General features: G+C 37.1%; 12 protein-coding genes. 3 read left to right on the top strand and 9 right to left on the bottom strand.

Annotated elements, in window-relative coordinates; genetic code table 11:
* Nucleotides 1-95: 95 nt before the first annotated feature.
* From ABV001_RS01880 to ABV001_RS01865, 4 genes are all read right to left on the bottom strand, one after another.
* Entirely contained in the window at nucleotides 96-1,124 is a 1,029-nt protein-coding gene (locus ABV001_RS01880) for a putative porin (protein WP_352421246.1), read from the bottom strand.
* Nucleotides 1,125-1,269: 145 nt separating this feature from the next.
* Nucleotides 1,270-2,277 (bottom strand): FAD:protein FMN transferase, encoded by a 1,008-nt coding sequence (locus ABV001_RS01875; RefSeq protein WP_352421245.1) that lies wholly within the window; start codon nucleotides 2,275-2,277, stop codon nucleotides 1,270-1,272.
* A gap of 238 nt (nucleotides 2,278-2,515) precedes the next feature.
* The gene (locus ABV001_RS01870; RefSeq protein WP_352421244.1) at nucleotides 2,516-3,466 is read right to left on the bottom strand and encodes a glycosyltransferase family 2 protein; all 951 of its coding nucleotides are present in this window, start codon (nucleotides 3,464-3,466) and stop codon (nucleotides 2,516-2,518) included.
* Between the two features lie 182 nt (nucleotides 3,467-3,648).
* Nucleotides 3,649-5,211, bottom strand: a complete 1,563-nt coding sequence (locus tag ABV001_RS01865) for an MATE family efflux transporter (RefSeq protein ID WP_352421243.1) — start codon at nucleotides 5,209-5,211, stop codon at nucleotides 3,649-3,651.
* 393 nt (nucleotides 5,212-5,604) lie between these two features.
* On the opposite strand from ABV001_RS01865, the gene ABV001_RS01860 reads away from it, so the two are divergent.
* Nucleotides 5,605-6,837, top strand: a complete 1,233-nt coding sequence (locus tag ABV001_RS01860) for a glycosyltransferase family 4 protein (RefSeq protein WP_352421242.1) — start codon at nucleotides 5,605-5,607, stop codon at nucleotides 6,835-6,837.
* Nucleotides 6,838-6,975: 138 nt separating this feature from the next.
* Here ABV001_RS01860 and ABV001_RS01855 read toward each other — a convergent pair whose 3' ends face one another.
* From ABV001_RS01855 to ABV001_RS01845, 3 genes are read right to left on the bottom strand one after another with little or no spacing between them, the layout of a single operon-like run.
* Nucleotides 6,976-7,830, bottom strand: a complete 855-nt coding sequence (locus ABV001_RS01855; RefSeq protein ID WP_352421241.1) for a hypothetical protein — start codon at nucleotides 7,828-7,830, stop codon at nucleotides 6,976-6,978.
* Nucleotides 7,831-7,835: 5 nt separating this feature from the next.
* On the bottom strand, nucleotides 7,836-8,849 hold the full coding sequence (locus ABV001_RS01850; RefSeq protein WP_352421240.1) for a Gfo/Idh/MocA family protein: 1,014 nt from the start codon (nucleotides 8,847-8,849) through the stop codon (nucleotides 7,836-7,838).
* Between the two features lie 15 nt (nucleotides 8,850-8,864).
* Nucleotides 8,865-9,599 (bottom strand): WecB/TagA/CpsF family glycosyltransferase, encoded by a 735-nt coding sequence (locus ABV001_RS01845; RefSeq protein ID WP_352421239.1) that lies wholly within the window; start codon nucleotides 9,597-9,599, stop codon nucleotides 8,865-8,867.
* 712 nt (nucleotides 9,600-10,311) lie between these two features.
* Here ABV001_RS01845 and ABV001_RS01840 point away from each other — a divergent pair.
* A complete protein-coding gene (locus ABV001_RS01840) occupies nucleotides 10,312-11,115 on the top strand; it encodes a helix-turn-helix transcriptional regulator (RefSeq protein WP_352421238.1) in 804 nt (267 codons plus the stop codon).
* A gap of 1 nt (nucleotide 11,116) precedes the next feature.
* On the opposite strand, the gene ABV001_RS01835 is transcribed toward ABV001_RS01840, so the two are convergent.
* A complete protein-coding gene (locus ABV001_RS01835) occupies nucleotides 11,117-11,584 on the bottom strand; it encodes a lipid-binding protein (protein ID WP_352421237.1) in 468 nt (155 codons plus the stop codon).
* A gap of 36 nt (nucleotides 11,585-11,620) precedes the next feature.
* A complete protein-coding gene (locus ABV001_RS01830; RefSeq protein WP_352421236.1) occupies nucleotides 11,621-12,904 on the bottom strand; it encodes a right-handed parallel beta-helix repeat-containing protein in 1,284 nt (427 codons plus the stop codon).
* Nucleotides 12,905-13,530: 626 nt separating this feature from the next.
* On the opposite strand from ABV001_RS01830, the gene ABV001_RS01825 reads away from it, so the two are divergent.
* Nucleotides 13,531-14,337, top strand: a complete 807-nt coding sequence (locus ABV001_RS01825; RefSeq protein WP_352421235.1) for a polysaccharide biosynthesis/export family protein — start codon at nucleotides 13,531-13,533, stop codon at nucleotides 14,335-14,337.
* Nucleotides 14,338-14,349: the final 12 nt, after the last annotated feature.

Here is a 14,349-nt window from a genome sequence, read left to right as displayed (position 1 = left end):
ATACCTAATTTCCTGCAATAAAAAAACAGGTCGATCTATATTTTTGCTATTTTATCAATCTTTTGTGTTGGGTTTGCACATATCAGGAAAGCTTATTAAAAAGTGAACAGCAACTCCAGGGTGAATTTGTCGGAATCCATCTCATCATTGGGTGAGAAGATATCCATTTGATGATTCACCATATACCATTCGTAGTCAAGTCGGAGAATAGAGGTAAAACGTTCGCTCTTAAACCCAAAACCGACTCCGGTAGTCAGTCGGTTGACGTCGAATCCACCCACATCCGGACTCCCGTCGATAGCATCCCATCGAACAGCGGGCTTGACAAATTCAAACATCTTTGTCCGGATAGGAATCGTATATGCCCCTTGCAGATAATAAGAAAGTAAATCGGGATGGAATTCTGTCTTGCTCTCCCTCTTCATGATTTCGGTCTCCACTTTCCAGTTTTTTTGCTCATAGCGGAGATCGGCTCCATAGAAAAGAAAATGAGTCTCCTCGTCATTTGGATAATCGTATACTTTTGCTGTCATACGAAACCCCTGCATGCTACCCAATTCTATTCGTCCTCCATATGACACGTCTTCCTTCCAGACCGGATCATTGATTGTATTTCCATTAAACACACCAAATTCAAACTTCGTGGGAATAGTACCGAGAAGAAAATCATATTTGGCCACAAACCCTAAATCACGGGTACTCAAAAAATATTTTCCCAGAAAAGCACGATTGGCAAACATCATTGAACCGGGAGCTACGATGTAGCTATTGAACAGTGGAATGCTGGTCTGGCCCAATGTAAGTGAAAGTCCCTCAATGGGCTTCAATGTCCCGCTCAGGTCCAATACGTTGAACTTGCCTTCGTTGCTGAGTTCTACCTGTACCCTGTAAGCCGAATAGGGATTGATATCCCCTGCTACGCCGACGCGGGAGTTTCGAACAGAAAAACGCGACATGCCGGTTTCAGTGGCATGCTCGAATTTAGTTTTTAATGTTCCATCGATTTTAAAGTTGGGATATGAAGGTGTATGATCAGTTTCTTGTGCAGAGAGTTCCAAGAAAGAGAATACAAAAAATAAGAATAATATGATGGATGTTTTTCCATATACATGGAAGTTAATCATATTCCTTTTTTTCTTTTGAAGACACATTCTTACACTATTCTGACTTTTTTTTCCTGTTTCCTGTTGTTCCATTTTTTTCTTAGTGTATACTTTCTTATTATGTATGATAAAAATCCGTAAGATATTTTACTCTTCCAAATGTATATTATTCTATAAAAAACTGTTCGAAATCGCCGGAATATTCAACGCCAAAAGAGCCGTCATTTTTTTCATAAATGAAATAATAGTGCAATCCGGGTATTTCTTTGGCTATTTCAATCGACCGCTCCATTCCCATAACCATAAAAGCGGTAGCATAAGCATCGGCGGTCATACAATCATCGGCAATTACGGTAGCACCAAGAATATCCAGTTGGGAGGGATACCCTGTAATCGGATCAATAGTGTGGGCGTACTTCTTTCCATCTTTGATATAGTAGTTCCGGTAATTACCGGATGTGGCCAATGATTTATCGCAAAGGGAAAGCACCGTTTGCAAGTCGTGCAACATACCGGTGGCATCGTCAATAGGTTTATCTACCCCAATGCGCCAACATTCTCCTTTGTCGTTTACGCCTTTTGCCGTGACCTCTCCTCCAATCTCCACCATGTAATTCTCTATTCCGTAACTCTCCAGTAAATCAGCAACTACATCACATGCATAACCTTTAGCTATGGCAGAAGTATTGATTTCTACTCTTGGGTCGGTTTTAGTGATATTTCCTTCGGCACTGACAGATATTTTTTCATAACCTACAAATTCTTTCAGGCTGTCGATAATTTCAGGGGTGATGCTGTCCATATTCTGAAATCCAAAACCCCAGGCATTGATAAGTGGAGAAACAGTAATATCGAATTTTCCGGATGTAGTGCGTGATATCTCTTCCGCTCTCCGGAATACCTTCAGGAAGAAAGAGTCGGGTTCCACCGGCTCATTCCGATTTATCTTTGTAATAATAGAATTTTCTTTGAAAGGATTTAGCGACATATCAAATTCATGAAGTTCTGATAAGATCTCCTCCTTTAACGAACGGTTATAGGCATACTTAATATTATATCCGGTCGTGAATATTTCTCCTAATTCCTGATAATAATGGTAATCCCGTTTACTTCCCGAAGTACAGGATAGCAGAAGGGCAGTGAACAAAATAAGATAGTATGAATGCTTTTGCATATATTCGGTTGTTATTCGGTTGTTATTCGGTTGTTATTCGATTGTAATTCAGTTGTAATTCGGTTGTTATTCAATTGTAATTCAGTTGTTATTCGGTTGTTATTCGGTTGTAATTCAGTTGTTATTCAGTTGTTATTCGGTTATATTTATCCCGCAAAGGAGCAATAACGGCGAAGCCGAATAACCATTGAATAACATGCGAAGCATGAATAACTATTGAATAACGCGCAGCCAAATATCAGAATTCTTCATCAATCCTGTAATGGTTCCTTTCGGGTGCATTTCTCGATACCAGTTCGCCCAGGAATCCTGCAAGAAAGAGTAGGGTACCCAGGATCATCATGGTAAGGGATATATAGAAATAGGGTGATTCCGTAACCAATCGGTAAGGGTTCCCGTGATGCATATCATATAACTTAATAACACCTACAAGCACAATAGCTATGAACCCTAGCAGGAACATCAGGCTTCCCCAAAGTCCGAAGATGTGCATCGGCTTTTTCCCGAAACGATTCAGGAACCAAAGCGTCATCAGGTCGAGATATCCATTCACAAAACGGTCTGCACCAAATTTACTCTTCCCATATTTCCGGGGGCTGTGTTGTACCACCTTCTCACCTATACGGGTAAATCCTGCATTTTTGGTCAGTACGGGGATCCAACGGTGCATATCGTTGTAAACCTCAATACTTTTGACCAAAGATTTGCGATAGGCCTTCAAGCCGCAATTAAAATCGTGGAGTTTAATCCCGGAAACTTTTCGGGCAGTGGCATTAAACAGTTTAGACGGCAGGTTCTTGGTCAGCTTATCGTCATAACGTTTCTTTTTCCAACCCGAAACCAGATCGTATCCCTCTTCCCTGATCATACGATAAAGTTCCGGGATTTCATCCGGGCTATCTTGAAGATCGGCATCCATTGTGATGACCACATCACCCTGCGCTTTCTGGAAAGCGCAATGCAGGGCAGGTGATTTCCCGTAGTTCCGACGGAATTTAATTGCCCTTACAGTATCATATTTGTTTTTTAGCCCTTTAATGATTTCCCAAGATCCATCACTACTCCCATCATCTACAAAAATAATCTCATACGACAGCTTATTCTCAAGCATAACCCGTCGGACCCAATCGTGTAGTTCGACGAGCGATTCTTCTTCGTTGTATAGCGGTATGACAACTGATATATCCATGATTTCATTTTATCTTGCAAAGATAATGAAAGACGAGGGAAAAGTAAAGCTTGCAGGAACTTTTCCCAAGTTCATATATTATTCTCCAAACATCACCGATAACTTGGAAATGTTGAAAGCAATATCATTCGATTATATACGCGTGTCATTTGGCAAAATGGAATACAATCGCAGAATAAGATTTAAGGTTGGCCCGATGCACTGCTGATATTCTTGCTTTTTAATATTTTAGTTCTTACTAATTTTATTAAGTTGAATATCAGAATTCTTTCTTCTTTTTTCATAAAGACATACACCATAATGATAAAAGAGATAGTAGTCATTATAACGACTAATAATAAACGAAAGAAGGATTCTTCCATCCAATAAATAGGAATAAATCCTGTTATAAGCATAATTAGAGTGGGGACTATACTGGGGGATACCACTTTCCTTACAAAATCAGAAAATTTAAGTCCACACTTCAACATTGCAAAATATACGCAAACGCCACCACTTATTATACCTCCTACCAAAATCCAGATAATATATAAATAATAGGGTGGAAAACCAAAAGAGAAAAACAAATAGGTCAAGATAATAGGTAATATATTCAGGAATGATTGCAGTGCAAAATAAACCTTTACATCTCCTTGTACTTCCACGGTTCTGCCAACCATAAGGGTTAGTTGCTCGACTAATAAACGGATTAATTGCAGCCTAACAAATAATACTGCCCAATCGGGAACATCTTTTAACCATATCTGTAATATATATGGAGTATCCAATATAAAGGGTACAGCAAAAAAAGCGAATAATAGATAACCGTATTTTGCAGATAACAATGATGCGTTCACCATCATGGCTCTTTCTCCCGCACCTTCACTTTTTGCAATCACAGGAGAGACAGCCTTTATCATCGTATTGGAAAAGGCCATCAACTGACCGGAAATCTGATTAGCAATACCTTGTGCTGCGTTTAGAATGGCGCCGAAAAAATTGTTCAATACAACACTCAATCCGTATTGCGATATCATCCTGCTGGCATTGTTCAGTAAATTCCATCCTGCAAATGCTGTCATTTTTTTCATGAGATCCCTATCCCAATAACGTCCTGGTGCAATAGTGCACTCCTCATAATTTCGGTGACAGTATATGCACATAACCGCCATGACCAGGAGGGAAATTACAGCCATCAATATACCATATACAATCAATTTGTCCTGCAAGGCATACACTACAATAAAAGCTACAGCAAGTTTAAGGAATGACTCCATTACGCCTACAATAGCGTAATATAACATGTTTTCACGGGAATTCAGCACAGCATCATAGGGTACAGTTATCACAGTAAACATAGTACTGATAATCATACTGCCATACACTATTTTTGCTGCAAAGACCCTGTCGTCAGGAATATTTAAAATACCATTGAAGAAAAAATAACCGACAGCGAGTAGTACAAAACCAATGATAAAGGCGATAATTAAATGTAATATTACACTGATATTGAAAATAATTTTTTTCTTCTCCTGTTTTCCTTCTCCTTCCGCAATGCTCATGAAACGTTGTGTAGCACCAGCCATGGCCGCATTCAAAAATCCCAGCATGGCAATGGCGCCTCCTACCACGTTAAAAATGCCGAAGTCAGTAGTTCCTAATGAACTGAGCAATAATCGCGTAGTATATAGGGATACGAATACGGTTATCCCCATCTTCGCATACAAGAAACCGGTATTTTTTATGACTCTATTGGCTGTACTCACCTTTATTTACTAATGTTCTACATTTTTTTTAAATAACCGGAAAGAAATAGAAAGATAATATGTTGTAATATACTATATTACTGATATTTATTTGATTAACGCTATAACTTCTTCGAATCGTGGGACAATCCTTATCTGCTTCGTTAAAAACGGTACAAAAATAGTATATTATTTAGCACGTTCCAAATGATTTAGCCGATTTTTCCATCTATTCTGCAATCAGCAGAAAGTTGTTTTTCAGTTGGACAAGAATATATTTGTAGAATCAGATTTTCATATTTTACAATACCGTCAAGTTATGGAGACTTTCGTATTTGAAAAAAAAACTTTATTTTTGTCTTTTCCATATGTGTTTGACGTATATGATACTGTACATCAATTAAAATTCAGATAATGAAAGTATTGTGGTTTAGTAGCCGCTTCTTTACCGAAGAAAAAATCTCCGGTACTGCTACATGGTTAGATGCCATGGCTGATATCCTTATGGATAAGGATGATATCCAATTATATAATATCTCTCAGGGAAAAACAAAGACAATCAGAAAATCCAATTATAAAAAAGTAGTACAGTGGCAAGTCCCAAACACTTGGAAAAAAAAAGATCAAATTCCCCGGGAAAAATATCTCCGACAGATTACCGAAATCGTCTCTTCGATAACTCCTGATGTGATACATATCTGGGGTACGGAGAGCTATTGGGGATTACTTACTGCAAGAGGATATATTAAAGGGAATACGGTATTGGAAATTCAGGGGTTAATTTCACAAATAGTAAATGAATTTTACGGGAGATTGACCATGAGAGAGTTGATAGCTTCCGTGGGGATAAAAGAAGTGGTGAAACCTGAGTTATTGCTGTTTAATATCAAAAAAGAGTTTGAAAAACACGCACGTTACGAATTGGAAATGATCCGGAATCATTCCTATATAAGCACTCAATCGGAGTGGGTGAGAGCAAATATCCTCTTTCTGAATGAAAATGCCAAGCTCATCGAAACCCGGATTCCATTGAGGAAAAATTTTATCACTTCCGAAAAATGGAATTCCGAAAGATGTACCGCATACACTATCTTCACTTCCATATCTTCTACTGCCCCGTATAAGGGATTGCATGTTCTTATTGATACTTTGCCCTTATTGAAAAAAAGATATCCCGGTTTGAAGTTGATGATCGCGGGACATACAGGTAGGGGAATCAGAGAAGATGGTTATACTAAATTTATTAAAAGGAAATTGAGTAAACAGGGTTTAAATGAAAATGTGACTTGGCTCGGTCCTCTTGATGAAACAGGGATTATTGATCAACTGTTGAAATCGAATGTTGCCGTATTTCCTACCTTTATCGAATCATATGGTGTCGCTGTTGCCGAGTCGTTAAGGCTGGGAGTTCCTACCGTTGCTTCTTATGTGGGAGCCTTGCCGGAACAGGACAGAGAAGGTAATTCGATGCTCTTTTTCCCTCCCGGCGATGTAAATATGTGCGCATACTCGATTCATCAGATTTTTTCCAATCGCGTATTTTCAGAAGAACTTTCTATGAATGCTTTGAAAAAAACGGCTCCTACCCTCGAAGAAATTGCCGAATTACAGGTAAGTATCTACAAAGAAGTATGTCGAGAGGAATAAAAGAAGTGGACCAGTATAATTCACTTTTTACTTTTTCCCTGATATTTATAGAGAGTACCAAATGGAATTATTAAGTTATGCTGTTGGTGGAATTCCCTTTATTACAATAAATACCTGATGGTTGATACATAAAACTTTTTAGATTGTCGACTCAATCAGGTCTTTTGTTTCCTGGATATGTCCTTTTGATGAAGCTCCAAACAAAACGGATTCTATATTCGAAAATTTCCCGAGATATTCGATAGCTTCTTTCGGACGTAATGCGCCAGCAGCCAATACTTGCATAGCAATAGGCCGGAATTGTCTCTCTTGCAGGTATTTTTCGTATAACTCAATACCACCGCTCATACGAAAACCTATCTTATTAATAGAACTGCAAATAATGGGATTGTCAATTCCCAAAGAATTTAGTACATCCAATAGTGCCGGCATATTCATGGTTATATACCCCGGCTCTGCATTGTATTTTTTTCGTATGTATTCATCATACGCTTTAAGCACACCATGCATTTTTAGGCCAAGTATCATATCCACAATTACATTCTGAATAAAAATTACTGGTGTATTGATGCCTTTAAACATTTTCATTTCAGCATCAATCAATAATTCTATCAGTTTAATAAAATCCTTGTTAACAAAAGCCATACCTCCTTTGGCAAAGGTGCCAAATAAATTTCCAGGTACATACTGTTTGATGGTGCCTATAATACCCAATTCTGTTACTGCATTGGCATATTTGTGGGCATACGGCATACATGGATATATGTTGAAATTCTTATATTTTTCAGGATTTGCCCGCAGAATGTCGCAGATATTGGCAATACGATCGTGGGTAGTACACATGAAAGTATTTATGCCTAAATCAATAGCATCATCCAACACTTTCATTATTGCCTTGTCCTCCTTAAAACGGATAGATTGTGCGCGCGCTTTTTCATCCGATGCGTGATTAACAGCAAAAAACTGATTATCTCCAAATAATACTTTATCCATAATTCTTATTTTTTAGCGTCTGCAATTATCATTTCCACTACTTTATCGGTGTACAGTCCTTGTTCAAAAGTGTTATAAACCGATTGTTTATTATTTACGATGCAATCTATAAAATTATCTATTTGCGCGCTATATTCCTCTCCCCGTAGATAATAATTGACCGGAATTGCAAAATCGGTAATATATTTTGTAGTCCAGCCTTGTTCCAAACCTTCTTTTTTCACCGGTTCTTTGAGATAAATCTTTATTTCGGTAGCATCACAAATTATTTTTCCGTTCTTTCCGATTATAGAGAGCGAAGTGGTCATCTTGCGATGTGTTTCATCACTCCAGTTTACTGCCAATTGTCCCGAAACTCCGTTCTCCAGTTTCAATGAACAATATACTGCATCTTCCACTCCTTTGGAATAGATATGTTTCAATTGCGAACCACTTGCCTCTGTTGGACGACCGATAGTTTCCTGTATCAGATTTAAAACGTGTGAAGCATAATCATACAGGCAACCTCCACCCTCTTCGGGTTTCGACCGCCATGTTCCTCCTTTTTCCTTTATGACTACCGGGCCGTATGCCTCGCCGGTAAAGTGCACGATTTCTCCTAATATACCTGTCTGAAGCAGCCGTTTTAATTCCCGAAAAGTACCGATGAAATGATTATGATAACCTACCTGATTGATCAATTCCTTACTTTGGGCTAAGTGTACCAGTTCTTCACCTTCATAGGCGTGAAGACTGAAAGGTTTTTCGCAATAAACATGCTTGCCGTTTTCCAACGCATATTTTACCATGGCGTAATGAAATCGTGTAGGAGTGGCAATAACGACAAAATCAGGATTTTCCTTTTTTATCATTTCCTGATAGTCGCTATAGGTGTGTACCTGAGTAAATTTTTTAAATGCATCCAGTACCAGCGAAGAAGTATCGCAAACAGCGACCATATCTACTTTGGGATGCGCACCCACTATAGCCGCGTGGGAAAGCCCCATTTTGCCGAGGCCGATAATTGCTCCTTTAATCATATCTATTATTTTAAGTTATTCTATTTTCTTCAGATGTGATATATTCAGGAATAAGTGTCTGAAAAACAACATTTGGTTTCCTATGTTTCTTCTAAAAATCTCCGGACGATAAAAAATACGTACCAACCATTCCATTCCGATTTTTTGCCAGAACAGGGCCGGACGTATAGAATTACCTGCATACCAGTCGAAGACATTACCTATGCTGCAAATTATTTTTGTATCAATGTTCTTTTTATTCTGATATGCCCACACCTCCTGCTTAGGAGCTGTCATTCCTACAAATACTACATCCGGATAAAACTTATTGATAGCCTGATACATTGCTTCATTATCTTCCGCAGTAAATTCTGGTTTAAAGGGGGGGGAATAATAACCCACTTCCACATTTGGGTATTCTTTATTATATCTCTCTTTTATTTTTCGCAGCGTATCTTCCGATGAACCCAGAAAGAAAACCCGGCCATACGATTTGTTTGATTCGTTTGAAAAAAACACAAAAGCATCCCAACCCGCAATACGATTTATTTTTATCCCTTGCTTAAACAAAGCAACCCATCCAAAATACAAGCCGTCCAAAATAAGAATATCACTTTTTTGCAATGCTTCCTTTACGGTCTGATCCTTGCAAGCCAAACCATACGAATTCGGACTAATCGTATTGATGACGAATTGTTTCTGATGGGTATAATTTATTTCTTCTAAATTTCCTTTAAATACAGGAAAATTCCATGAATTAATTATTGGCATAGTAAACTTTAATTTGATGTGGAAAGTTTGGTTTTTATAATATAAAAATCATCCTATCACTCTTGCATTTTATTTACAAATTCACTTATGTTTTTTTGTTTATTTCACATGCAATATCATAAATATAATAGAATTTATTTTCTATAATATCTTTGCTAAGTAACTTAACATCAGAAAAAAGAATTTCCTTCTTTATAATATTGTTTAAAGGTGAAAAAGTTTAGATGACTTTATTCCGTTAAATCAAATTAATTTCTTAGACAGCTGTGATTTATCTTTTCAGTAAAAAATTTACCCATCCTCTATACTTAAGGGTAATATTTTTTGCGTTGCAAATATACGACATTTTTTTTATTCACGAATTTTTTTAATAAAAATCGATACAATCTATGAACGATCACAACTATCCCGATACTTGTTCATTAAAACCACATAATTATAATTGTAGCAGTAAGTATTACCCATTGAAAATTTACAGATAGGAATATGTACTACAAGAAAAAAATTTGATCTAACAATAAATATTGTGGAAATCTGTAGAATTATTATAGATGAAGTAAAAAAATGGAAATTAAATAATTATTTAATAATTAGTTACTTATACAGTAAATATTAATTTTTGTAGGTTTTTGTAAGTTTTTTTTTTCTCAATTAGTGTTTAAATTCCGACTATGTGTTATATATTTGCGACAAACATTAAAGTCACAGCAAAATGCGAACCCAAAAAATAGAGGTCGAAATTGGTAATGAATACCAATTTAAAGGAAAAATTGTATTAGACATTGATCAAATCCCTCATTCCATGGCTGTTTATATTCCTTCGAAAGAGGAAGTTTTTTTGAATAAACGAGCTTATAAAACATTGGGAATGAATGAGGGGGAGGTATTTGACCTGACAGCGTGGAGGAAGATTAATCCATATGTAGGAAAATGTTATCAGAAAATTAATAACGATTTTGTGAATGATCAGAAAGTACATGTCATTATGCTTAACGGCAAACATGAAATAATGAATTATTCACTTTATTGTATTAATAATCTTTCACTTGGGAAAATATATATCATCCATTTTTCAAAAGCCTCAGAAAAATATGCAGTAGCTTCTATTTCATCACTTTATTCGATAAAGGACGAGGTTTCCAAATTAAAACCCTATTTGAATAGAACAGGAAAAAGCATGCATGAGAGTTTGATGAAGAAATATTTCAGAGAGGGGAACCAGCAATTAACATTGGACGATTTGGTCTATTATGAAAGGGAACTGCGTATAATTCAGAGAGCCTATCCCTCGCTGTCCCACCGGGAAGTAATCCTTTGTGGTTTACTTGTAAACGATATGGACAGCAAGGATATAGCCTCAATTACAAACAGAACCCTGGATGCGGTGTTTGTAACGATTCACCGTATTAACAGGAAACTGGATATACTCAACAAAAAGCAATTGATAGATACCTTGAAAGAACTTGTGAGCAAAGAGGAAGTTAATTCGCAAGTTGTATCACAAGCCCAAAACTGATCTATTCGCTTATGCGGTGCCCTTTCAACTGATAGGTGTGCAAAAAAGGAGTTTCGTCATCTTCAAACTGTATTTCGAAGTAGATGCTATCGTTATCTAATATCTTTCCATTGGGTATTTTGATTTCGATACTTTCGTCACTTTTTTCGCAGTTTAACAATTTTGTTTCAAAGATTCCGGTTTCTACTTTGGCCAATGCTTTTACCTGGAATTTCCAGAATTCTTCTTCCGTATCAAGGAGAGTGATAGAATCATTCCCAGCCTTAAAGGTAGTCACTTTAAATGGACCGAATATAAGTTCTGAATCGCTGTAAGCATTTACTTCCCAGTTACCTATGAATTGGCTGAAGTCTTTAATGGTTTCGCTCTCTTGATTGTTTTCGTCACTGATCTGATTCACTGTTTCTTTTTCACAAGAAATAGTGATGCTGAGTAAGATAAAACCCAGTAAGTATATAAAATTTTTCATTATAATTGTAGTGTTTAGGAGATTGCGGAAATTTATTTAGAGAATTTCTAACGTTTCTTGATGTAAACTACGGGTGGTACCTACCTGCAAGGTATAGTTAACCAGAATTTTATAGGTGCCTGCAGGAATCTTCCGTAACACTGTGTGATAACTCGTAATCTTTTGTTCAAGGACAGTTTTTCCTGATTGATTCTTAACTACCACAATGGCTGACGCTTCCAATGGCGAACGATTATTGACGCAGATACGTCCGTAGGTATCCAAATAGATGCGCATCTCTTTGTCATTATTCTCTACGTTAGGAATACTTTCCGGTTTATTTTCCGGTTCGGAAGAAACAGAGCGGGCTCTACCTATAATTTTATCAGGGAGGATCGATGCGGTCATATTGGGATCATGTTTGTTGGTATCCCTACCTTTTATTGTCCCCGTATTGCCTGCATACCACCAATTGTTAACCTTTCCGTCTTTGTTTCTATAGTTTATAGTATTGTTTTCTGCTGTTACAGTATGAGACTGTATTCCTTCTTTTTCGTACCAATTACAAACTTGCATACCTACGTTGGAGAAATATTGTTTTTTGCCAAATACCTTGTTGTTCCTCAAGGTCATATTATGACCTCCGGCAATGCCAATACCATATTGACCCGGGTCGACAAGGATATTATCTTCGGCGATCTGATAGGATCCACCACCGTCTCCAATAAGGATTCCTCCACCAGAGTCGGAAGGACCTCCTCCTCTGATCCAGTTCCCTTTCACCATGATAGGGCTTCCCGCCGTTCCATTTGATTGCCACATATTAATAATATCCTCGGTGGAACTTTCTCCCGAGAAATTTTCACATACGTTATAGCTAACGCTATTACCTGCCCCTGAAACCTTGATAAATTGAACCATAATCCCGAGTTCATCCGATCCTTTCAACGTTCCAACAAGATTTGTCACATCGTTGTATTCAAATTGTATGCCTTGTGATGCTGCCGCCCGGAGACCAGTTTGTACGTTTTCGAATGTACAGTCTATGATGGTTACATTTTTGCAGTTTTCTAAATGGATTGCTCTGTATCGTTGAGAAGGTCCGAATTTACAGTTCTTGATAACCACATTTTCACAGTTATACAAAGCGATACAAATTTCATCGGCACTGGATATTTCCAGACCGTCAATTACAAAGTCCTTTTTACCAATATGTTTAATGGTAGGTGACTTGGTGTATGATCCTGTATATCTGGCTCCTTGAGCCTGAACAGAAGATACTCCCAGATTAAGGCATAAGAATGCCAATCCCAAAAAGATAATCATGTAGTTTCGTTTCATCTTTCTTTTTCAATTTAATAGTGTGTTTGAATAAAATAGTGTCTCTGAATGTGTAAGCAGAATTGAGACAAACCAAATATTGGTGGAAAACTCTAATTATAATTCTCCCTATCTATGGCCAAATCAATGGGAGAGGATGAGTGCGCTTGATTTTCCTAATAAATTACTTCCACCAAAGTAATTTGTTCAATGTAGCTTGTTGTTTGATTGCGTTGCAAAGATATATTTTTATTTTCTACCATCATGTTAAAAAACAGGGGAATAGATGTGAAATATAGTCAAACACGGAATTTTTAACTAAATTTCCACAGATATGGAATTGAGTCAAAAAAACAAGTCTTTAAAGAGTCAATGCCATAAACAGTTTCAACGCAAATTGTACATAATGTGTAATATTATGTAATGGCATTTTTGATAGTTTTGATAAAATATCAATATATATTTGTTGCACTTAACTAATTTAGTTAAGAAAACTAGATATACACAGCTTAGAGGTGCAGAGATAAAACATTTTATCCTTGCAAAATTAAGAATTAAAATCACAGCTAGCAGTATTTGTATAATGATTGTCTTTTTTTCATTATGAATTGACGGTATTATGCAATTACTTTAAATTAATGTTTAAGATGAAAAAAATTATTTTTTTGTTGGCACTCGCTTGCATCACTATTTCCTGCGTACAAGTGAAAGATATCGCCTATTTTCAGCAAACCGACCAGCAACAGACAGTGCTGAACAGTGTAAAGTATGATCCCCAGATCAAACCGAAGGATATCCTTACTATCGCGGTAGTGAGCAGTGAACCCGATGCGTCGAAAAGATACAATCTTATCATGCCGCAGGTGATTGGACTACAGGGTACTACGAGCCAGTATAATATTCAATCTCAACCAACACTGCAGAACTATCTGGTTGATATTGATGGAAATATTAATTTCCCTTCTTTAGGTATCTTGCAGGTGAAAGGGATGACCACCAAACAACTGGAAAAGCATATTGAAAATCAATTGAAACCATTCTTTACTGAAGAAATGCCCATCATCACCGTCAGGTTTATGAACTATTCGATTAATGTATTGGGTGAAGTCCTAAGTCCAGGGAAATTTGAAAATAATAATGGCCGGATAACTATCTTTGAGGGGTTAGCCATGGCCGGAGATATGACCATATATGGCCGGCGTGATAATGTAAAGGTATTACGGGAGGATGAATCAGGAGAAAAAGTAATTTATACGTTGAATCTCAATGATAAAAAACTGTTTGATTCCCCTGCCTATTTTCTACAACAGAATGATGTGGTGTACGTAGAACCCAATCAAACCAAGGCAAATTCTTCCAGGTATGGTGCGGCTGAAAGCTACCGCGTCTCTACCTTGTCGGTGTTGATCTCATTGGCAACATTAGGTATCTCCATTTTTTCATTGTCAAAATAAATCTGTAAAAAG

Source organism: Proteiniphilum sp. (genome assembly GCF_040307845.1).
Taxonomy (GTDB): domain Bacteria; phylum Bacteroidota; class Bacteroidia; order Bacteroidales; family Dysgonomonadaceae; genus Proteiniphilum.
Note: the sequence above shows the minus strand (reverse complement) of the source record. Positions and strands in the feature narration are given on the sequence as shown.

Excerpts from the sequence above, each read along its gene's own strand:
- ABV001_RS01880 (WP_352421246.1), bottom strand. The coding sequence starts at position 1,124 with ATGATTAACTTCCATGTATATGGAAAAACATCCATCATATTATTCTTA.
- ABV001_RS01860 (WP_352421242.1), top strand. The coding sequence starts at position 5,605 with ATGAAAGTATTGTGGTTTAGTAGCCGCTTCTTTACCGAAGAAAAAATC.
- ABV001_RS01840 (WP_352421238.1), top strand. The coding sequence starts at position 10,312 with ATGCGAACCCAAAAAATAGAGGTCGAAATTGGTAATGAATACCAATTT.
- ABV001_RS01875 (WP_352421245.1), bottom strand. The coding sequence starts at position 2,277 with ATGCAAAAGCATTCATACTATCTTATTTTGTTCACTGCCCTTCTGCTA.
- ABV001_RS01855 (WP_352421241.1), bottom strand. The coding sequence starts at position 7,830 with ATGGATAAAGTATTATTTGGAGATAATCAGTTTTTTGCTGTTAATCAC.
- ABV001_RS01845 (WP_352421239.1), bottom strand. The coding sequence starts at position 9,599 with ATGCCAATAATTAATTCATGGAATTTTCCTGTATTTAAAGGAAATTTA.
- ABV001_RS01830 (WP_352421236.1), bottom strand. The coding sequence starts at position 12,904 with ATGAAACGAAACTACATGATTATCTTTTTGGGATTGGCATTCTTATGC.
- ABV001_RS01825 (WP_352421235.1), top strand. The coding sequence starts at position 13,531 with ATGAAAAAAATTATTTTTTTGTTGGCACTCGCTTGCATCACTATTTCC.
- ABV001_RS01870 (WP_352421244.1), bottom strand. The coding sequence starts at position 3,466 with ATGGATATATCAGTTGTCATACCGCTATACAACGAAGAAGAATCGCTC.
- ABV001_RS01835 (WP_352421237.1), bottom strand. The coding sequence starts at position 11,584 with ATGAAAAATTTTATATACTTACTGGGTTTTATCTTACTCAGCATCACT.
- ABV001_RS01850 (WP_352421240.1), bottom strand. The coding sequence starts at position 8,849 with ATGATTAAAGGAGCAATTATCGGCCTCGGCAAAATGGGGCTTTCCCAC.